Annotated in this window: 13 protein-coding genes and 1 pseudogene; 13 read left to right on the top strand and 1 reads right to left on the bottom strand. The window is 40.5% G+C overall.

The window, feature by feature from the left end; genetic code table 11:
* Positions 1–33: 33 nt before the first annotated feature.
* The 6 genes from ACNKXS_RS01890 (at position 34) to queG (ending at position 7,815) form a co-directional block, all read left to right on the top strand.
* Positions 34–1,227 (top strand): cytochrome c oxidase subunit II, encoded by a 1,194-nt coding sequence (locus tag ACNKXS_RS01890; protein ID WP_417919392.1) that lies wholly within the window; start codon positions 34–36, stop codon positions 1,225–1,227.
* Between the two features lie 38 nt (positions 1,228–1,265).
* A complete protein-coding gene (locus tag ACNKXS_RS01885) occupies positions 1,266–3,089 on the top strand; it encodes a cytochrome c oxidase subunit I (RefSeq protein WP_417919391.1) in 1,824 nt (607 codons plus the stop codon).
* A gap of 111 nt (positions 3,090–3,200) precedes the next feature.
* Entirely contained in the window at positions 3,201–4,382 is a 1,182-nt protein-coding gene (locus tag ACNKXS_RS01880; RefSeq protein ID WP_417919390.1) for a S41 family peptidase, read from the top strand.
* A 4-nt stretch (positions 4,383–4,386) separates the two neighbouring features.
* Positions 4,387–5,409: a Holliday junction branch migration DNA helicase RuvB gene (ruvB, locus tag ACNKXS_RS01875; RefSeq protein WP_298331833.1), complete on the top strand. Its 1,023-nt coding sequence runs from the start codon at positions 4,387–4,389 to the stop codon at positions 5,407–5,409.
* A gap of 9 nt (positions 5,410–5,418) precedes the next feature.
* Positions 5,419–6,759 (top strand): cytochrome P450, encoded by a 1,341-nt coding sequence (locus ACNKXS_RS01870; protein WP_417919389.1) that lies wholly within the window; start codon positions 5,419–5,421, stop codon positions 6,757–6,759.
* A gap of 126 nt (positions 6,760–6,885) precedes the next feature.
* Entirely contained in the window at positions 6,886–7,815 is a 930-nt protein-coding gene (gene queG / locus ACNKXS_RS01865; RefSeq protein ID WP_417919388.1) for a tRNA epoxyqueuosine(34) reductase QueG, read from the top strand.
* On the opposite strand, the gene ACNKXS_RS01860 is transcribed toward queG, so the two are convergent.
* Positions 7,812–8,582, bottom strand: a complete 771-nt coding sequence (locus ACNKXS_RS01860; protein ID WP_417919387.1) for an energy transducer TonB — start codon at positions 8,580–8,582, stop codon at positions 7,812–7,814. The genes queG and ACNKXS_RS01860 overlap by 4 nt on opposite strands.
* Positions 8,583–8,705: 123 nt before the next feature.
* Here ACNKXS_RS01860 and ACNKXS_RS01855 point away from each other — a divergent pair, with 123 nt between their 5' ends.
* From ACNKXS_RS01855 to ACNKXS_RS01825, 7 genes and pseudogenes are all read left to right on the top strand, one after another.
* The gene (locus ACNKXS_RS01855) at positions 8,706–11,000 is read left to right on the top strand and encodes an NADP-dependent malic enzyme (RefSeq protein WP_417919386.1); all 2,295 of its coding nucleotides are present in this window, start codon (positions 8,706–8,708) and stop codon (positions 10,998–11,000) included.
* 84 nt (positions 11,001–11,084) lie between these two features.
* Positions 11,085–11,666: a Holliday junction branch migration protein RuvA gene (gene ruvA, locus ACNKXS_RS01850; protein WP_295181044.1), complete on the top strand. Its 582-nt coding sequence runs from the start codon at positions 11,085–11,087 to the stop codon at positions 11,664–11,666.
* A 62-nt stretch (positions 11,667–11,728) separates the two neighbouring features.
* A complete protein-coding gene (gene sov / locus ACNKXS_RS01845; RefSeq protein WP_417920129.1) occupies positions 11,729–18,826 on the top strand; it encodes a T9SS outer membrane translocon Sov/SprA in 7,098 nt (2,365 codons plus the stop codon).
* Positions 18,827–18,887: 61 nt separating this feature from the next.
* Positions 18,888–19,268 carry a glycine cleavage system protein GcvH gene (gene gcvH, locus ACNKXS_RS01840; protein ID WP_141878760.1) on the top strand — a complete coding sequence of 127 codons (381 nt, stop codon included), beginning with the start codon at positions 18,888–18,890 and terminating at the stop codon, positions 19,266–19,268.
* A complete protein-coding gene (locus tag ACNKXS_RS01835) occupies positions 19,261–19,659 on the top strand; it encodes a VanZ family protein (RefSeq protein ID WP_417919385.1) in 399 nt (132 codons plus the stop codon). Before gcvH ends, ACNKXS_RS01835 begins: the two co-directional genes overlap by 8 nt.
* Positions 19,660–19,684: 25 nt before the next feature.
* A complete protein-coding gene (locus ACNKXS_RS01830; protein WP_417919384.1) occupies positions 19,685–20,401 on the top strand; it encodes an energy transducer TonB in 717 nt (238 codons plus the stop codon).
* Between the two features lie 111 nt (positions 20,402–20,512).
* A pseudogene (locus ACNKXS_RS01825) lies at positions 20,513–20,711 on the top strand (energy transducer TonB); the annotation flags it as partial.

Below are 20,711 nucleotides of genomic sequence, written 5' to 3'. Positions count from 1 at the left end.
TAAAGATTGATTGTTTAAAGAAGAACTTATAAAATGACCGTATTTTTAGTAATCATAGTACTCGCACTTCTGGCCGTAACAGGTTGGCAGATCTCTAAGATCTTTCAGTTATCTAAGGGATCAGATGAGGATACTTCACAGGTTGCAAACGATAAGGATAACCGTACTCACGGGATCCTGATGCTAGCATTTGTAATTTTCCTTTATGTTATTACCATATTCTGTTTCTGGGAATACAGTAAATTCTACCTTCCGGAAGCAGCTTCTGAACATGGTTCAGAATATGATACTTTGATGTTTGTATCTATCGGATTGATCATGTTCGTACAGATCATTACTCAGGGTCTATTGCACTACTTTGCTTTTAAATACAAAGGGAAGAAAACTCAAAAGGCATTGTTCTACGCAGATAATGATAAACTGGAATTTATCTGGACGATCATTCCTGTAATTACTCTTGCTGGTCTTATCATCTACGGATTATTTACCTGGAGTGATATCATGAATATCAATGAGGACGAAGATCCTTTAGTGATCGAAGTTTATGCTTACCAGTTTGACTGGAGAGCTAGATATTCTGGAGAAGATAATACACTAGGAAAAGCCAATGTTCGTTTTATCGAAGGTGTGAACCAATTAGGGGTGGATGAATCTGATTCTTATGGAAAAGATGATGTTATCACTACTGAATTACATTTACCGGTAGACAGACCAGTCCTTTTCAAATTCAGGTCTCAGGATGTATTGCATTCAGCTTATTTCCCATTCTTCCGTGCACAAATGAACGTAGTGCCAGGAATGATCACTCAGTTTGGTTTTACTCCAACGATCACTTCCGAAGAAATGAGAGAAAGTGAGTACATGCGAGATAAGGTGAAAAGCGTAAATGAAGTGAGAAATGAGCGCAATGAAGCACTAAGAGCGCAGGGAGAACCTACACTTGATGAGTATGAGTTTGAATACTTCTTATTATGTAACAAGATTTGTGGACAGGCACATTACAATATGCAAATGAAGATTGTAGTAGAATCTGAAGAAGATTTTAATGCCTGGATGGCAGAGCAGCCTACTTTTGGAAGTACTATGGAAGAAAGTAGTCAGGATGTAGACAGACCAGAAGATACTGCTGGAGATGGAACGCCAGAGTCAATGCAGGAAGATTCTGAAGGGGAGATGGAGACTGAAAATGCACCGGAAGGTGAGAATGCAGTAGCTTCAGTAGAATAGATAACGAACGTACAATTTTAAGATAAAGAATTAGAGATATGTCAGCAATTGCAACAGCACCGGCACACGATCACCACGATGATCACGGACATCATCATAAGGAAACTTTTATAACAAAGTATATTTTCAGTACCGATCATAAGATGATTGCGAAGCAATATCTTATTACAGGTCTTCTAATGGGAATCGTAGGGATTGGAATGTCTATCCTTTTCCGTATTCAGCTTGCATGGCCAGAAGAATCATTCTGGGTATTTGAAGCGCTATTAGGAGAACGCTGGGCACCGGAAGGTGTAATGTCACCAAGTATTTACCTGGCACTTGTTACTATTCATGGTACGATCATGGTATTCTTTGTATTAACTGCCGGACTTTCCGGTACGTTCTCGAACTTACTAATTCCGTTGCAAATTGGTGCGCGGGATATGGCCTCTGGATTCCTGAATATGGTTTCTTACTGGTTATTCTTCCTTTCTTCAGTGATCATGCTTTGTTCATTGTTCGTGGAGTCAGGACCAGCGATGGCGGGATGGACTATTTATCCTCCGCTTTCTGCCCTCCCTGAAGCAATTAGTGGATCTGGAACAGGGATGACATTATGGTTAGTATCTATGGCGATCTTCATTGCATCTTCCTTACTAGGATCTTTGAACTATATCGTTACGGTATTGAATCTTAGAACTGCAGGGATGTCTATGACCAGACTTCCACTTACTATATGGGCGTTCTTCGTAACAGCAATTATTGGAGTGGTATCTTTCCCGGTATTACTTTCAGCAGCATTATTATTGATCATGGATAGAAGTTTTGGGACATCCTTCTTCTTAAGTGATATCTTTATTAAAGGAGAAGTTTTGAGTCACCAGGGAGGTTCTCCGGTACTTTTCGAACACCTATTCTGGTTTCTTGGTCACCCTGAAGTTTATATCGTATTACTTCCGGCACTAGGGATCACTTCAGAAATTATCGCTACAAACTCACGTAAACCAATCTTTGGATATCGTGCAATGGTAGCTTCGATTCTGGCTATCGCATTCTTATCTACGATCGTTTGGGGTCACCATATGTTCGTATCTGGAATGAACCCGTTCCTTGGATCGGTATTTACCTTTACTACATTACTTATTGCAATTCCTTCAGCAGTAAAAGCTTTTAACTATATCACGACACTCTGGAAAGGTAATTTACAGATGAACCCGGGAATGTTATTCTCGATAGGTCTTGTTTCTACTTTCATTACGGGTGGTCTAACAGGTATTATCCTTGGGGATTCTACACTGGATATTAACGTGCATGATACTTACTTCGTGGTAGCTCACTTCCACCTGGTAATGGGTATATCTGCTCTATATGGACTATTTGCTGGTGTTTACCACTGGTTCCCTAAGATGTTTGGTAGAATGATGAACAAGAATCTTGGTTATATCCACTTCTGGGTAACTGCTGTAGGTGCTTACGGAGTCTTCTTCCCAATGCACTTTATAGGTATCGCGGGACTTCCAAGACGATATTATACTAATACTGAATTTCCATACTTCGATGACTATGCAGATGTGAATGTGATCATTACGGTAGCTGCCATTATTACTGCATTAGTTCAGTTAGTGTTTATTTATAACTTCTTCTCCTCTATGTTCTACGGAAAGAAAGCTGTAATGAACCCATGGAGATCCAACACTTTAGAATGGACTACTCCTGTAAAACATGTACATGGAAACTGGCCTGGTGCAATCCCATCGGTATACAGATGGCCATACGATTATTCCAAAACCGGAGAAGATGGTGAATATGTAATCGCCGGTCAGGATTTCGTGCCGCAAACGACGCCACTTCAGGAAGGTGAGGAAGAATTAAATCACTAGAAGATCATAAAGTATATATAGAAAGCCTTTTCCATTACGGAAAAGGCTTTTTTTATTCTATATGTTTTACCGACTTCTCAAATTGTAATATCTTTTTACAAATCAACTGAAATGAAATATTTATTCTCTAGCTTGCTTTTGATAATTAGCTTCAGCCTTTCTTCGCAGAATGATTGTGACTGCAGCCGGAATGTTGAAATTCTGAATAAAACCGTCCAAAATTTACCTGTCACCAGGAATACATCAGATCTATCTGCATACAATATTGCGTTAAGTGCTGCTGATAATTATTCGTATACCGGAAATTATCCGGAATATGACTGTTTTCAACAGATGAGTAACCTACTTGTTACTCTAAATGATCGGCATAATATGATGTATTCTGAAGTTGGTTTTGATGTAGAGCAATCAGATACAGTCTATCATGAATTTCCGAAGTTTGATGGCGATCTGGATAGCTTAAAAGCAAAGCTTGACGAGATACCCTTGAACGAGGTACAGGGGATCTATTCCCGTGATGGTTTCAGCATAGGAGTTTATGCTTCCGAACAGAATTTAATAGTAGTGAATCTTAGCGGCGGAAAGAAGGTGTGGCAGCAAGGGGAAATTATAGGGCGATTCTTGAAATATGGGAATGGTCGCTATCTTGCTGCTATAGGTCAGTTTCACGACAAAAAGCTCGTAAATTTTCCACTGGAGATTAACAATGGTCATATTTCAAAATTACAGCTTTCAAAGTCCAACGCCAGTCAAAATCGCTCCAGGGTAGAGGATTCAGAAACTTATCAATATTTGAAATCAGGTGATATTACTTATTTGAGAATTGGAAGTTTTTCGGGTTACAATCCCGTTCTTAAAAATGCAGAAACTTTCTATAAAAGTCTGGAAGAGAAACCTGTTACTAAAGACCTCATCCTCGATCTTCGGGAAAATGGTGGCGGTGGTGATAGAAATTCTGATATTCTCTATAAATATCTACGGAAAAGCTATAAGAATGCCAATCTCTATGTTTTAGTAAATGGTACTACAGTAAGCAATGCAGAGCAGTTTGCACTAAGACTGAAGAAGTTCAAAAATGTAACCTTGCTCGGAAGTAAAACCAGCGGAACCATCGCATATGAACTTGGTAAAACTTATGATTTTCCCTGCTATAACTTCAAAGGATTCTTTACTTTTAAAGGCGATAAAAAATATCTGGAATATGAGTCTGTAGGAGTGCAGCCGGATATAAACCTGGATAATTCTGAAGATTGGATCCAGCAGACTAAAAAATGTATTGCGAAAAGCAACTAAGATGATGAACGAGAACCTGGATGCCAGTGGAGAAAATCTTTCTCCTGAAGAATTTGATATAGAAAGAGCTTTAAGGCCATTAAGTTTCGATGATTTTGCTGGACAGGAACAAGTGCTGGAGAACCTGCAGATCTTTGTTCAGGCTGCGAATATGCGCGGGGATGCTCTGGATCATACCTTGTTTCATGGACCTCCTGGATTGGGAAAAACCACTTTGGCGCATATACTTGCCAATGAGCTCAATGTTGGAATAAAGATCACCTCGGGTCCCGTCCTGGATAAACCCGGAGACCTCGCCGGTTTGCTTACAAATCTAGACGAGCGTGATATTCTGTTTATTGACGAAATTCATCGATTAAGTCCCATAGTAGAAGAATACCTGTACTCTGCCATGGAGGATTACCGTATCGATATTATGCTTGAAACAGGTCCTAACGCAAGAACGGTACAGATCAATTTAAATCCTTTCACTTTAATAGGAGCGACAACGCGTTCAGGATTGCTTACGGCACCCATGCGGGCTCGTTTTGGAATTTCCAGTAGACTACAGTATTATTCCACAGAACTGCTTTCAGGCATCGTAGAAAGGAGTTCTGAGATCCTTAAAGTTCCAATATCACAGGAAGCTGCTATCGAGATCGCTGGAAGAAGTCGTGGAACTCCGCGTATAGCAAATGCTTTACTGAGAAGGGTTCGGGATTTTGCACAGATAAAAGGTAATGGAAAGATCGATATTGAGATCGCCAGGTATAGCTTAAAAGCACTAAATGTGGATGCGCATGGACTGGATGAAATGGATAATAAGATCCTTGAAACCATTATCGACAAGTTTAAAGGTGGTCCTGTAGGTATTACCACCCTGGCGACAGCGGTAAGTGAAAGTGCTGAAACTATTGAAGAGGTTTATGAACCATTTTTGATTCAGCAGGGATTTATTTACCGGACACCTCGAGGTAGAGAAGTGACCGAGCATGCTTACCGACACCTTGGAAGAACCAAGGTTCCCGGGCAGAATGGATTGTTTTAATAAAGTATCATGAAGGAGAAAGAGAAAAGTATTCCCGAAGTTTCACTGGCTAAATTTTTAAAGCATTCAGCCAATATTTTAAAAAATCCGTTGCCGTTTCATAAAAAGAACTTTGAAGAAAAAGGTGATACTTTTCGACTTAAGATCGGTTTTAGTAAATCGGTTATTTTTAGCAGGGATGCAGCTCTTGTAGAAAATGTACTTCAGAAGAACCATAAAAACTTTGTAAAATCTGAGATACAAACCAAAGACCTTGTGAAATACGTTGGAAAAGGTCTGCTCACTTCAGAGGGAGAGCATTGGAAGAAACAACGAAAGTTGATCCAGCCGGCATTCCATAAAAAGCAACTTGCCAACCTGCTGGATTCTATCAAGGAGGCAATCTGTGCCGAATATGAAAAAATCGAGACCGGGAAAGAGATCGATATTTTTCCAATTATGAACGATCTAGCTTTCCAGACGGTTGTAAAATCACTTTTTAGTAGTGCTGCAAATCAAACTGAGATCAACCGACTCCAATACATAACTGAAGCCACGCAGCAAATGCTGGTAAAAGAATTGAGGCAACCTTATCTTGGTTGGTGGTTTAGTCTTAGTGGAAAAATTGATAGTTATCTTCAACTAACAGAGGAGGCAAGGAGCATTTTACGAACCATAGTTCACGAACGACAGGCTTCAGGAAACCGTTATGACGATCTCCTGGATATGCTGCTGGATGCGAAATATGATGACGGGAACTTCATGGATGAAGAACAACTTATTGATGAGATTCTGATCCTGTTTACTGCGGGACATGAAACCACCTCGAATTCGTTAACTTTTACAGCTCAGTTACTCGCATTTAATCCGGAATGGCAGGAAAAGGTATATAAAGAGGTCTCAGTTTTGAAGAAAGAAAGCGATGATCTTATGCATCTGGTGACTAATGCGCCATTCACTCAAATGGTTCTAGAGGAGTCAATGCGTATGTATCCTCCAGCTTATTTTATAGACCGAGTGAATCTTGAGGAATTTGAATTTGAAGGCAAATATTTTGAACCAGGTTCCAATTTGTTGTTCTCACTGCACGAAGTTCATAGACACCCAGATCTATGGGAAGAGCCAGACACTTTTAAGCCAGATAGGTTCGCTGATGGCGGAAGACAATATTCTTCACAGTATTTCCCATTTGGTGCGGGTCCAAGAAAATGTATTGGAAATAACTTCGCCATGTTCGAGATGATCATTGCGGTCGCAGAATTGATGAACGATTACAAACTGCAGCCGGTGAATACCGAGATCGAAATCAAACCATTAATCACTCTTAAGCCTGACAATGCTATTCTAAAGTTCGAGATACGAGGTTCATAAGATCAGAATTTTAGATTTTTATGCATTATATCTGTTAGGTTTTTACAGTGTAGTTGCGCCATTTAATCCCACACTACAATGATCTCACCTATTTAATTTTTACATTAGCTGCTCTAAATTCATTCTTTGAATCCTTCAGCAGCAAAATATTCTCAACTTATTAAAGCCGAAGCAAAACGACTCGGCTTTTTGTCATGCGGAATTTCAAAAGCTGAATTTCTGGAAGAAGAAGCGCCGAGACTAGAGAGCTGGCTTCAGAATAATATGCATGGGGAAATGCGCTATATGGAAAATTATTTCGATAAGCGTCTGGATCCTACCTTGCTGGTTCCGGGTTCTAAAAGTGTCATTTCGTTATTACTGAACTATTATCCTTCAGAAACTCAAAATTCAGAATCTTATAAGATCAGTAAATACGCTTACGGTAGAGATTATCATTTTGTGATCAAGGATAAATTGAAAGAAATGCTCACCACGCTACAAGATGAAATTGGTGATTTTCACGGTCGTGCTTTTGTAGATTCAGCTCCGGTGCTGGACAAGGCCTGGGCTGCAAAAAGCGGACTCGGGTGGATTGGGAAGCATTCAAATTTGCTTTCGAAACAAACCGGATCTTTCTATTTTATTGCTGAATTGATCGTCGATCTTGATCTGGAATACGACACTCTGGTTACCGATCACTGCGGAAGCTGTACCGCCTGTATAGATGCCTGTCCAACGGAAGCGATCGTAGAACCTTACAAAGTAGATGGCAGTAAGTGTATTTCTTATTTTACCATTGAACTGAAGGATGAATTACCGCAGAGTATGAAGAATCAATTTGATGACTGGATGTTTGGCTGCGACGTTTGTCAGGATGTTTGTCCCTGGAATCGATTTTCTAAACCTCACCAGGAGCCATTATTCAATCCGCATCCTGAACTTCTGGAAAACTCAAAGAAAGACTGGGAAGAGATCACCAGGGAAACATTCAACGAGATCTTCAGAAAATCTGCCGTGAAACGAACAAAATTTGAAGGTTTCAAGCGAAATATTGAGTTCCTAAAGCCCGACTAGTTCGAGAAGTCATAAGAAATAAGCACTTTTTCGTATTCTCCATTCTTATTTTTAGCTGCTTGTTCGATCACGATCCTATCTACTTCAGTCTTTACAATATTCTGAAGTTTTCGCTTGGGGTGAATTACCATCTTTCTGGAGATATCTCCATTTTCCTCGATGATCAATGAAATTTTCAGTAGATCAATTTGTTTGTCTTCGTAACTCATTTGCCTGAGTTTCATTCTAAGATCATACTTGTAACGATCAACTATATTTCTTATTCCTGTATCGTAGCCTAGAAACTCAGGAGGAGTTGCTACTTCATTCACATCGGTTATGTTTGCAAAATCTCCGTCCCCTGAAATTCTGGCGCTATCATTCCCTATTTGAAGGCTTCTGAATTTAAACGGCAGGGTGTAAGTGATCGCTACGGGTTGGTCATTTAACATTGCCGGCTCAGCGATCGTCAATTCCTTTATAGCGTCTTCCGCTACTCGGGCAATGGTAGGAAATTTAGATCTTGATCGTACATTAATGACTTCTCCTTTTTCACTCACTGTAAACTGTATATACGCCTTTCCCGATTCTTTCGATTTAATGATGTCGGCAATATTAGCATTGCTGTTCATAAACTGACTTATAGAAATGGTAAAACATTCTTCGGAAGGGTCTTCTTCGCAGTAGCCCTGTATAAGAGGAGGACTGTCTACCTCGTTTATGGATAGACTTTGCGCAAATAGGTGTACAGGCACTAGAAAAAGTGCTAAAAACAGACTTTTGATCATGAAAATAATTTATGCTTCCAATGTATAAATTATCTTAGAGATACGTTTGAAGCTTTTGTCCTTTTTATTTCTCTAAGGACAGCAGCCTTATTAACTTTGCGAATTAGCCGAAAACATAAAATTATGAGTAACACTTCCAGAAAAAGAAGAGAGGCATTGGTTTACCACGCTAAACCTAAGCCCGGGAAAATTGAAGTTGTACCTACTAAGAAATATGCCACCCAGAGAGATCTGTCTCTGGCCTATTCTCCAGGTGTAGCTGAGCCATGTCTAGAGATTGAAAAAGATAGGGAGAATGTTTACAAGTATACTACTAAAGGAAACCTGGTAGCAGTGATTTCCAATGGTACTGCCGTTCTTGGTCTTGGTGATATTGGTCCCGAAGCATCCAAGCCGGTGATGGAAGGAAAAGGTCTTCTTTTTAAGATCTTTGCAGATATTGATGTTTTCGATATTGAAGTAGACACTAAAGACGTAGATAAGTTCATAGAAACGGTTAAGAATATTGCGCCTACTTTCGGCGGAATCAACCTTGAAGATATCAAAGCTCCTGAAGCATTTGAAATTGAACAACGTTTAAAAGCAGAACTGGATATTCCGGTAATGCATGATGATCAGCATGGAACTGCGATCATTTCAGCAGCAGCATTACTGAATGCATTGGAACTGGCAAAGAAAAAGATCAGTAAAGTAAAGATCGTCATTAGTGGTGCAGGAGCCGCTGCAGTTTCATGTACCAAGCTGTACAAAGCTTTTGGTGCTAAAGCTGAAAATATCGTAATGCTTGATAGTAAAGGTGTCATTAGAAAAGATAGAACAAATCTTTCCGAAGAAAAAGCAGAATTCGCAACTGCCCGTAAGATTGACACACTGGACGAAGCCATGAAGGATGCCGATGTATTCGTGGGTCTCTCTATTGCTAATATTGTAAGTCCGGCAATGCTTAAAAGCATGGCAAAAAGACCTATTGTTTTTGCAATGGCCAATCCTAATCCAGAGATCGATTACAACCTGGCTATGGATACCAGGAAAGATATTATCATGGCGACAGGTAGAAGTGATCACCCAAACCAGGTGAATAACGTTCTTGGTTTTCCATTTATCTTCCGTGGAGCACTGGATGTACGCGCGACCAAGATCAATGAGGAAATGAAAAAAGCCGCTGTGAAAGCACTGGCAGAGCTGGCTAAAGAGGCGGTGCCGGAGCAGGTGAATATTGCTTATGGCGAAACCAGGTTAAATTTTGGCCCTGATTACATTATTCCGAAGCCTTTCGATCCTAGATTGATCGCCAAAGTTCCACCTGCAGTGGCTAAAGCTGCCATGGAAAGTGGCGTAGCCCGGGAAGGGATCGATGACTGGCAACGTTATGAAGAAGAGTTGCTGGAAAGAATGGGAAATGAGAACAAGATTACCCGACTTTTACAAAATCGAGCCAAGACAAATCCTAAGCGAATCGTTTTTGCGGAAGCAGATCATCTTGATGTTCTTAAAGCAGCACAAATCGTGCATGACGAAGGGATTGGTTTTCCTATTCTTTTAGGTCGCCGTGAAGTGATCAGGGAATTAATGGCAGAAATCGATTTCCAAGAGGAAGATGTGGTCATTATCGATCCAAAATCTGATGAGGAAGAGACGCATCGTAAAAACTATGCTTATAAATACTGGACGACAAGGCATAGAAGTGGCGTAACTAAGTATGATGCAGAAAAATTACTGAGAGAACGTAACTACTTTGCCGCGATGATGGTCAATGAAGGAGATGCTGATGCACTGCTTTCCGGTTATTCCAGGGCTTATCCAACGGTGGTGAAACCTATGCTGGAACTTATTGGACTGGCAGATGGCGTTTCCAGGGTAGCAGCAACGAATGTGATGAATACCTCCAGAGGTCCGTTATTTATTAGTGACACTTCTATCAATATAGACCCTTCAGCGAAAGATCTGGCCAAGATCGCGCAGATGACGGCTCGTACGGTTCAGTTATTCGGTATGGAACCTGTAATTGCCATGATATCTTACGCAAACTTCGGATCTTCTAAACATCCAAGAGCGACCAAAGTAAAAGAAGCAGTTTCTTACCTGCACAGGTTTCACCCTGAACTAAGTGTTGATGGAGAATTACAGGCAGATTTCGCTTTAAATCGTGAGATGCTTCAGAATAAATTCCCATTTTCAAAACTAGCGGGTAAAAAGGTAAATACGCTTATCTATCCAGATCTGGATTCGGCTAACAGCACCTATAAGCTTATCAAAGAACTTAACAATGTGGATTCTATAGGCCCGATCATGATGGGAATGAGGAAACCTGTTCACATTCTTCAGCTTGGAGCAAGCGTGGAAGAAATGGTGAATATGGCAGCCGTCGCGGTCATAGATGCACAGGAAAAGGAAAAAAGGGCGAAGAAAAAAGCTTAATATTGCATTGAAGTAAAGGGCGGAAGGATGATTTCCGCCTTTGCTTTATTTTACTACATTTGAACCTCAATACAACTTTCTTTCATGATTCATCACCTCAAGGGTCAGTTAATAGAAAAAAATCCCACCTATGTGGTTATTGAATGCAACGGAGTAGGATATACTGTAAATATTTCCCTGCATACTTTTTCACTCATTCCTGAATCTGAAGCAATCAGTCTTTATACCTATTTGCAGGTAAAGGAAGATTCGCACACCTTGTACGGGTTTATTGAAAAATCTGAAAGAGAGATCTTTAAACTTCTAATTTCCGTTTCTGGTGTAGGTACGAGTACGGCTCGTGTAATGCTGTCTTCTTTGCAACCAAAAGAGGTTATCAATGCGATTGCGACCGGTGATGTTCCTACCATCCAGAGTGTAAAAGGTATTGGCGCCAAAACAGCTCAAAGAGTTATTCTGGATCTCAAGGATAAAGTGCTTAAGGTGATGGGCGATGATGAAGTTTTAATGACTCCAAACAATACTAATAAGGAAGAAGCGTTATCAGCTTTAGAGATCTTGGGTTACAATAGACGCCAGGCTGGCAAGGTTGTAGAAAAGATTCTGAAGGATGATCCTGAATCCACCGTAGAATCTATTATAAAAATGGCTCTTAAAAAGCTGTAATTAAATTGAAGAACAATTACCTGAAATTGTCTTTACCGGTACGCCTGACTTTCCTGTTATTTATGGTGTTTTCTATAGACGCTATTTCACAGGAGACTCCTCAGGACACCATCCAGGCGGGCTTTGCTCTAGGTGAGCTACAGCTCCCAGATCCACAATCTATAGAATCAAGATACGAATATGATCCTATCCTCAACCGTTACTTCTACAGAGAGCGTGTAGGCCAGATCAATATAGGACTGCCTTTAGTTCTTACTCCGCAGGAATATGAAGACCTCGTGCTGGAAGAAGAAATGCGTAATTATTTTAAGCTGAAAAATGATGCGCTTTCAGGTAGAAAGGAAGGGACTGAAGATATTCAGCGTGATCTTTTACCAGATTTCTATGTCAATAATAATCTATTTGAGAGCATTTTTGGTGGCTCTGAAGTCAATATCGTTCCGCAGGGATCGGTAGAAATAGATCTTGGACTTCTTTATACCAAGCAGGACAACCCGGCATTTTCTCCAAGGAACAGAAGTAATCTGTCTTTTGATTTTGACCAGCGTATTAGTCTTTCCATGCTTGGACAAATTGGAGAGCGTCTTCAGGTAACGGCGAATTATGATACCGAATCGACCTTCGATTTTCAAAATCAGCTGAAACTTGAGTATACGCCAAATGAAGATGATATCGTTCAAAAAATTGAAGTAGGTAACGTAAATATGCCTCTGAATAATGCACTTATTCAGGGTGCGCAAAGTCTTTTTGGTTTTAAAACCGAACTTCAGTTTGGGAAAACAAGGATCACCGGAGTATTTTCAGAACAGAAGTCGGAGCGACGTACAGTTAATGTCGAAGGTGGCGCAACCGTAGAAGAATTTGCCAAATTTGCTCTTGATTACGATGCCGACCGGCACTTTTTCCTGGCGCACTACTTCCGCGATACTTACGACCAAGCGCTAAGAAATTATCCGTTTATCAATACCAATATTCAGATCAAGAGGATACAGGTTTGGGTCACGAACAGAACCAACAATATCCAGAATATCCAGGATACACGAAATATTGTAGCGATCCAGGATCTTGGGGAATCCAATGTTCCCGGAAATATTGGACTGGATACTCCGCCGGGCGGATTTTTCAATCAGCCAGCAGGAGCATTTCCAGATAACCTTGTAAACGATTTTAATCCCTTCGGAATAAATGGCAATGGTGAATCTATACTGAATCAGGCTATCAGGGATATCGCCACTGTAGACCAGGGATTTGGAACAGTAACAGTTTCCGAAGGAACCGATTATGCAAAACTGGAAAATGCAAGACAATTAAAACCTTCAGAATATACCGTTAATACGCAGCTTGGATATATAAGTTTGAATCAACGTTTAAGCAATGATGAGGTGCTTGGGGTTGCATTTCAGTATACGATCAATGGCGAGGTTTTCCAGGTTGGAGAATTTGCGAATGACGGAGTGAATGCTACCAACGATCCCGGAACTGAGGAACCAACAACCGGAACCAATTCCAGGGCTAGTCAGAATCTTGTGGTTAAGCTGCTTAAAAGTACGATCACCAATGTTCAGGAACCTATCTGGGACCTGATGATGAAAAACATCTATAGTCTTAATGCGTACCAGCTGGAACGTGAAGATTTTAGAATGAATATTCTGTATACAGATCCTCAGCCCTTAAATTATATCAAACCTGTAGAAGGAACCACGCTGCCTGAAGATGTGAATGAAACTCCATTATTACGGGTTTTCAGGCTGGATGAATTGAATATCAATAACGATCCAATCAACGATGGAGATGGATTCTTTGATTATGTACAGCAAATTACCATCGATCCTCAAAATGGTAATATCATCTTTACAACAGTAGAACCTTTTGGGGAACACCTTTTCCGAAAACTGGATGATAATCCTAACGCCGGAAGTGAAGACTATAATATACCGGAAACCTGGAATGCAAACCAGGAAAAGTATGTTTTTCGTGCCATGTACCGCACAACGAAAACCCAGGCAGAGCAGGAAGAGGCAGATAAGAACAAATTCCAGTTAAAGGGTAGATATAAATCGGCTGAGGTAGAAGGTATTCCAATTGGATTCAACTTACCACCGGGATCGGTTACTGTAACTGCTGGAGGGAGAATACTTCAGGAAGGAGTGGATTACGTAGTGAATTACGAACTGGGAAGAGTACAGATACTTGATGAAGGTTTGCTTGCTTCCAATATTCCAATCCAGGTAAATACCGAAAACAATGCTTTATTCGGTCAGCAAACTAAACGATTTACCGGGCTTAACGTAGAACATCAATTCAATGAAAATTTTCTTATTGGTGGTACATTTATTAATCTTAAAGAACGTCCGTTAACTCAAAAAGCGAATTACAGCTACGAGCCAATTAACAATACAATTCTTGGTTTAAACCTGAATTATAGTACAGAAGTTCCATTTTTAACCAGGCTGGTAAATAAACTTCCAAATATTGATACAGACGTTATGTCCAATGTATCTGTACGTGGCGAATTTGCTTATTTGCTGCCGGGATCTCCTAATTCGAATGATTTTAATGGTGAGGCGACTACCTATGTAGATGATTTCGAAGCTGCACAAACTGCAATTGATATCAACAATCCTTTAGCATGGGAATTGTCCAGTGTTCCGGTTGGGTTTGGTGGAGAACTTGCGAACGGAGACCTAAGTGTTGGTTATAGAAGAGCAAAAATGAGCTGGTATACCATAGATCCAATTTTCTATAGTAATAACAGGCCAGATGGGATCAGCGATTCAGATATTTCTAGTTATGCGACCAGACGGGTTGCGCTAAATGAGATCTTTCCAAATACAGATGTAGTTCAGGGTCAGCCGCAAGTGGTTTATACGATGGATGTGAATTATGATCCTTCAGTTCGTGGGCCTTATAATTACAATCCTGCAGCAGCTGGTGGGAATACGCTGCCTGTGCCCGGGAATAATTTTGCGGGAATTACGCGTCCTATCAATACGACCAATTTCGAGCAAACCAATGTAGAGTATATCCAGTTCTGGGTAATGGATCCTTATATCTATGCGGAAAATGCGAGCAAAAGTGACGGACTCATAAACTTCAACCTTGGTAATATTTCTGAAGATGTGCTGAAGGATGGACGAAAACAATATGAAAACGGACTACCAGAAGGTGAAGGGGAAGCCAATGTGATCACCTCCGCATTTGGGAATACTCCGGCAGATAATTCGTTGGTGTACGCTTTTGATTCTGAAGGGGATGGAAGAACGCTTCAGGATGCAGGTTTTGACGGATTGCTTGATGCTGAAGAAGCCTTGAAATTCCCGGATTTTGGAAACCTTGCCGATCCTTCCGCAGATAATTACGAGTATTTCCTGAATCGTGATGGAAGTGTTTTAGATCGTTACCTGGATTATAATGGAACGCAAGGCAACTCGCCAACAGATGTAACAGATACTAATCGCGGGAATACCACATTGCCTACGACTGAAGACATCAACCGGGATAATACGATGAATACCATCAATAGTTATTTTGAATATAAGATTCCTTTTTTCAGGGGGATGAATATTGATAATAACCAGTATATCACAGATGTCAAGGAATTAACGACCACGCTAAGAAACGGTCAGGATTTGCCAGTGCGTTGGGTACAGTTTAAAGTGCCAATTTTTGAACCTACCAATGCCATTGGAGGCATCGCAGATTTTAGATCCATTCGTTTTATAAGAATGTTCCTTAGCGACTTTCAGGATGAAACCATCCTTAGATTTGGAACTATGGATCTTGTTCGCGGAGACTACAGGAGGTATAACCAAAGCTTATTCGAGGATTCCGGGCAATTGGAGAACCCGAATACTTCCTTTGAAGTGAATGCTGTAAATATTGAAGAAAATGAGAACAGACAGCCTATTCCATACCGATTGCCTCCGGGTGTTCAAAGAGAACAGCTGTATCAAAATAATACCAGTTTGCGTCAAAACGAACAATCACTTTCTTTAAGTGTTTGTGACCTGGAACCTCAGGATGCCCGGGCAGTTTACAAGAATTTCCAGATCGATATGCGACAGTATAAGAATCTTGAAATGTTCCTGCATGCTGAATCTGTAATTAACCGCCAACCGCTTAAAGATGGGCAACTGGTCGCGTTTGTTAGAATGGGAACAGATTTTAGTGACAACTTCTACCAGGTAGAAATACCCTTATCGCCAACACTTTTTGGTGCTTCTACTGCGGAAGAGATCTGGCCTGAAGTGAACAGAATGAACCTGGAACTGGATTTACTACAGCAGGTAAAAACTTCAGTGCTGGGAGATCCAACGTTGAATTCAACCGACTTGAATTTCTTTACTGAAGATCTTCAGGAAGTAGATGCTGAAGCTCCTTATGATATGGGTAGATTGAGAATTGGAGTAAAAGGAAATCCAAGTTTTGGAAATATCAGGTTACTGATGGTTGGAGTAAAAAATGGAACCAGGGAAGATGGGGTTACCGATCTTTGCGGAGAAGTATGGTTTAATGAATTAAGACTTTCAGACCTTAAGAATGAAGGTGGCTGGGCCGGAGTGGTAAGCATGGATAGTAATCTTGCAGATTTTGCAAATATTTCAGCTACAGGACGTAGAAGCACGGTAGGATTTGGAGCTTTAGGACAGGGACCTAACCAGCGAAGCAGGGAAGATCTTCAGCAATATGATGTGGTTACAAATCTTAATATGGGGCAGTTGCTTCCGCAGAAATGGGGAGTAAAAATACCTGTGAACTATAGCCGGGGAGAAGAGTTGATCACGCCAAAATATGACCAGGAATTTCTGGATGTGGAGTTGGATACTAGACTGGATAATATCGAGGACCCGGCACAGAGGGATGCGGTAGAAAAGCAATCTCAATCCTATACCAAAAGACAGAGCATAAATGTAATTGGGCTAAGAAAAGAGCGTACCGGGGAACGAACGCCCATGCCTTATGATATTGAGAATTTTGCATTTGCTACTTCTTATAACCAGGTAGACCATCGGGATTTCGAGATCGAGGAAAGTATCGATCAAAGTGTTAGAGTAGGTGGAACTTATGAATTTAGTTTTCCGCAGAAAAGTCTGGAACCTTTAAAGAATCTTGCAGTTCTGGACAGTAGTGATTATTTAGCCATTTTTAGAGATTTTAATATTAATTACCTGCCAACAAACATCAATGCGAGTTCTAATATCTTCCGGCAGTATAACCAGCAAAAGTTCCGTTCTCTGGATCTTAGCGATAGTGATATAGGAATACCAACCTTATACCAACGTAACTTCCTGTTCGACTGGCAGTATGGAATTAATTATAATTTAACCAGGTCTTTGGGTTTCGCGTTTAACGCCAGCAATAACAGGATCATAAGAAATTATATAGATGATGAAGGTTTTGCTGATGATTCTATAGGAGTATGGGATGACTTTTTCAATATTGGGGAGCCAAATCAGCATTTTCAGACACTTCAGGTGAATTATGACCTGCCTTTTGAAAAGATTCCAGTCTTAAAGTTCGTAAATGCCACCTATTCTTATAAAGGAGACTTCCAGTGGCAACGAGGATCTCAGCGTTTTCAGCAGTTAGAAGATATTCCCGCGATAGGGAACAGCGTTCAGAATTCTAATACACACCAGATCAATGCCAGTTTGAATCTTCAGGATCTTTACAATTATGTTGGTTTGGTTCAGAAGAAAAATAATAGTGCCGGGAAAAGCATTCAGGAACGGAGCAGGGGAATTCCAACACTTGGTCCACCTTCCGAAGATGATGAAGAGGTAGAGGAAAAATCTAAGCCAAAAACCAATAAGGGATATAATACGCTTATCGGGATCGCGACAGGATTGAAAACTTTCCAGGTTAATTATCGCAATAGCCGCGGAATATTTCTTCCAGGTTATACAGAAAGTGTCGGCTTTATGGGAACTTTCAGGCCAACCGCTGGATTTACTTTTGGTTTCCAGGATGATATCAGGCAAATGGCGGCAGAAAGAGGATGGCTCACGTTGTTTCAGAATTTCAATCAGCAATTTTCCGCAGTGAAAAATGAGCAGCTGGATTACCAGGCAGGTTTTAGTTTCATACCAGATCTTACCATTGAACTTACCGGGAGAAAGAACGAAGCCGAGAATTATTCTGAAAATTATCGTGTAGATCCTGTGAGTATGGATTATCAATCGCTCACTCCTTACACCTACGGAAACTTTAATATTTCAACATTATTGATCGCGACAAGTTTCCAGCAATCTAATGAAGCCAGTTCTGAAGCATTTCAGAATTTCAGGGCGAACAGAATTGAGGTTGCCAGAAGAATTGCCAGTGAGCGTGGTCTGGATCCTACAGATGTGGACGAAGAAGGTTTCCCCAGAGGTATTGGTAAAACGAACCAGGCGGTATTGTTACCAGCATTCATTGCGGCTTATTCTGGGAAAGATGCAGGAAGTGTGCAACTTGGAGCTTTTAGAAATGTGCCAATTCCAAACTGGAATCTTAAGTATACAGGATTGATGCGTTTTGAGTGGTTCCGGGATAAGTTCCGAAGATTTTCCATAAATCATGGGTATCGTGCAGATTATACATTGAACCAGTACCAGACAAATCTGGATTATGATCCTGCAGATCCTGAAGCATTGAACCAGGCAGGTGATTTCAAGAATCCTGTTCTATTCTCAAATCTGGTGTTGACCGAATTGTTTACTCCTTTGGCGCTTATAGATTTTGAAACCAAGAACAGTATACAGATCATGGCGAAGATGGAGAAAGATCGCTCGCTCGCTTTCAGTTTAGATAATAATCTGCTAACTGAATATAGCGGAAATGAATATACTCTTGGACTTGGATACAGATTGAGAGATCTAAAGATCGCGACGGCACTTGGAGGAAGAAGAAGAGTGCTTAGCAGTGATCTTAATTTCAGGACCGATGTTAGTTACCGTAAGAACCGAACCATCGTAAGGTATCTTGATCTTGCCAATAACCAGACGATCTCAGGACAGGATATCTGGTCCATCAATTTTAAGGCAGATTATGCATTTACCAGGAACCTGACGGCGAGGTTCTATTATGATCATACATTCTCGGAATATGCAGTTTCAACGGCCTTTCCTCAAACAACCATTCGATCTGGTTTCACCCTGATCTATAATTTCGGAAATTAACGAAGCCATATTTGAACAATTCAGCGAAAAAATTAACTTTGCCATAAGATAAAACTAGCACATGAATATTCCACAAGAATTAAAGTACACAAAAGACCACGAGTGGGTTAAAATTGAAGGAGACACTGCGACTATCGGAGTTACAGATTTTGCCCAGGGTGAGCTTGGGGATATCGTATATGTTGAGGTAGAAACTCTGGATGAAACCCTTGAAAAAGAAGAGGTTTTTGGAACCGTAGAAGCTGTAAAGACCGTTTCAGATCTTTACATGCCAGTTTCAGGAGAGATCATTGAGTTTAATGATAGTCTTGAAGATGAGCCGGAAAAAGTAAATAATGATCCTTACGGTGATGGATGGATGATCAAGATCAAACTTTCAGATGCTTCTGAAGTTGAAGGTCTTCTTTCTGCCGAAGAATATCAGGAAGTAGTAGGTGCATAAATTAGTTTTAATTTTAGCGCTTCTTTATACAGGTGCCATCACGTACTTTTCTTTGATCGTGATGAACTTTAAAGTAAGTGTAGGTGGTTTCGATCCTACAGACAAAATGCTCCATGCCGGGGCATATTTGTTTTTATGCGTTTTATGGAAACTATTTTTTATTCTGAATAGCACCGATTTTACGCGTTATCGCCCTAATCTCTACTGGGTTGCTATCGCATGTTTTCTATTTGGTATGTTAATTGAGGTTCTACAGGGAACTCTAACCAGTTACAGGACACCCGATTGGTGGGATGGCCTGGCAAATTCAACTGGTGTATTGCTTGCAGTCATCTTTTTCCTGGTAATGGCGCCCACCATAAAAAAGTTGAAAAGCAGGTATTCTTTGTGATTAACCTTTATTAACCTAGCTTTTTATGAAACCGAAAAAAAATCCGAAAGCCGATCTTCGTCGGAATTGGGTCCTGTTTCTTCAAATTGGACTTATTGTAACCTTATTTTTTACGCTGCAGGCATTTCAATGGAGAACTTATGATCCTGCTCAGGCAGGTAAAGATGTTCTTAGCCTTGATGATCTGCCCCAGGAGGAAGTTCCTGTAACCGTTTATGATCAAACACCGCCACCTCCGCCGCCGCCAGTAGAGCCTCCGGAAATTAAAATCGCTCCAGACGATGCAGATGTAGAGGAAGATGAAATAGCTCCTACTGAGATCAATCTGGATGATTTCGTGGAACCTGAAGATATTATAGATGCAGAGCCTGATGAAGAGGTTGAAACTGTCCCCTTTAAATTTATTGAGGATGTTCCTTTATTTCCAGGCTGTGAGGATCTGGATAATAATGCAGACAGGAAGACCTGCATGAGTGAAAAAATTAGCAGGTTCGTTGGGAAAGAATTTGATACCAGACTTGGAGAGAAATTAGGACTAACAGGAATGAACCTGGTGACCGTTTTGTTCGTAGTAAATACTCAGGGCGAGATCGAGCAGGTACAGGCACGAGCTCCTCATCCTAAGCTTGAAGAAGAGGCTAAGCGTGTGATCTCGAAACTGCCTAGAATGAAACCTGGAAAGCAAAGAGGAAAGGCAGTGCCGGTCTCATATGCCATCCCGATACGTTTTAAAGTTCAATAGTTTTGAGCTAATACTGAAAATTAACTGTAGATTAATTACTTATTCTATCAGATTAATTTAGTTTTTTAGAAAAAATCTTTATTTTAGCAACCCTTAACAACTAAACGCATTATGGAACCTAAGAAAAATCCAAAAGCTGATTTAAATAGAAACCGAACTCTTTATTTGCAGTTAGGTCTCATTCTTGTTTTGCTAATAACCTGGCGGGCAATAGAATGGAAGACATATGATCCTGAAGCTGTTGACATCGGTCAATTGAATATGGATGAACTTGATGAAGAGGATGTGCCAATTACGGAGATGTTGAACA

The organism is Christiangramia marina (genome assembly GCF_048285865.1).
Classification (GTDB): Bacteria; Bacteroidota; Bacteroidia; order Flavobacteriales; family Flavobacteriaceae; genus Christiangramia; species Christiangramia marina.
This window is presented reverse-complemented; position numbering and strand designations above follow the sequence as displayed.

What these genes read in the sequence shown, in the direction of transcription:
- ACNKXS_RS01890 (WP_417919392.1), top strand. Translation starts at nt 34, where the DNA reads ATGACCGTATTTTTAGTAATCATAGTACTCGCACTTCTGGCCGTAACA.
- ACNKXS_RS01885 (WP_417919391.1), top strand. Translation starts at nt 1,266, where the DNA reads ATGTCAGCAATTGCAACAGCACCGGCACACGATCACCACGATGATCAC.
- ACNKXS_RS01880 (WP_417919390.1), top strand. Translation starts at nt 3,201, where the DNA reads ATGAAATATTTATTCTCTAGCTTGCTTTTGATAATTAGCTTCAGCCTT.
- ruvB (WP_298331833.1), top strand. Translation starts at nt 4,387, where the DNA reads ATGAACGAGAACCTGGATGCCAGTGGAGAAAATCTTTCTCCTGAAGAA.
- ACNKXS_RS01870 (WP_417919389.1), top strand. Translation starts at nt 5,419, where the DNA reads ATGAAGGAGAAAGAGAAAAGTATTCCCGAAGTTTCACTGGCTAAATTT.
- ACNKXS_RS01860 (WP_417919387.1), bottom strand. Translation starts at nt 8,582, where the DNA reads ATGATCAAAAGTCTGTTTTTAGCACTTTTTCTAGTGCCTGTACACCTA.
- ACNKXS_RS01855 (WP_417919386.1), top strand. Translation starts at nt 8,706, where the DNA reads ATGAGTAACACTTCCAGAAAAAGAAGAGAGGCATTGGTTTACCACGCT.
- ruvA (WP_295181044.1), top strand. Translation starts at nt 11,085, where the DNA reads ATGATTCATCACCTCAAGGGTCAGTTAATAGAAAAAAATCCCACCTAT.
- sov (WP_417920129.1), top strand. Translation starts at nt 11,729, where the DNA reads ATGGTGTTTTCTATAGACGCTATTTCACAGGAGACTCCTCAGGACACC.
- gcvH (WP_141878760.1), top strand. Translation starts at nt 18,888, where the DNA reads ATGAATATTCCACAAGAATTAAAGTACACAAAAGACCACGAGTGGGTT.
- ACNKXS_RS01830 (WP_417919384.1), top strand. Translation starts at nt 19,685, where the DNA reads ATGAAACCGAAAAAAAATCCGAAAGCCGATCTTCGTCGGAATTGGGTC.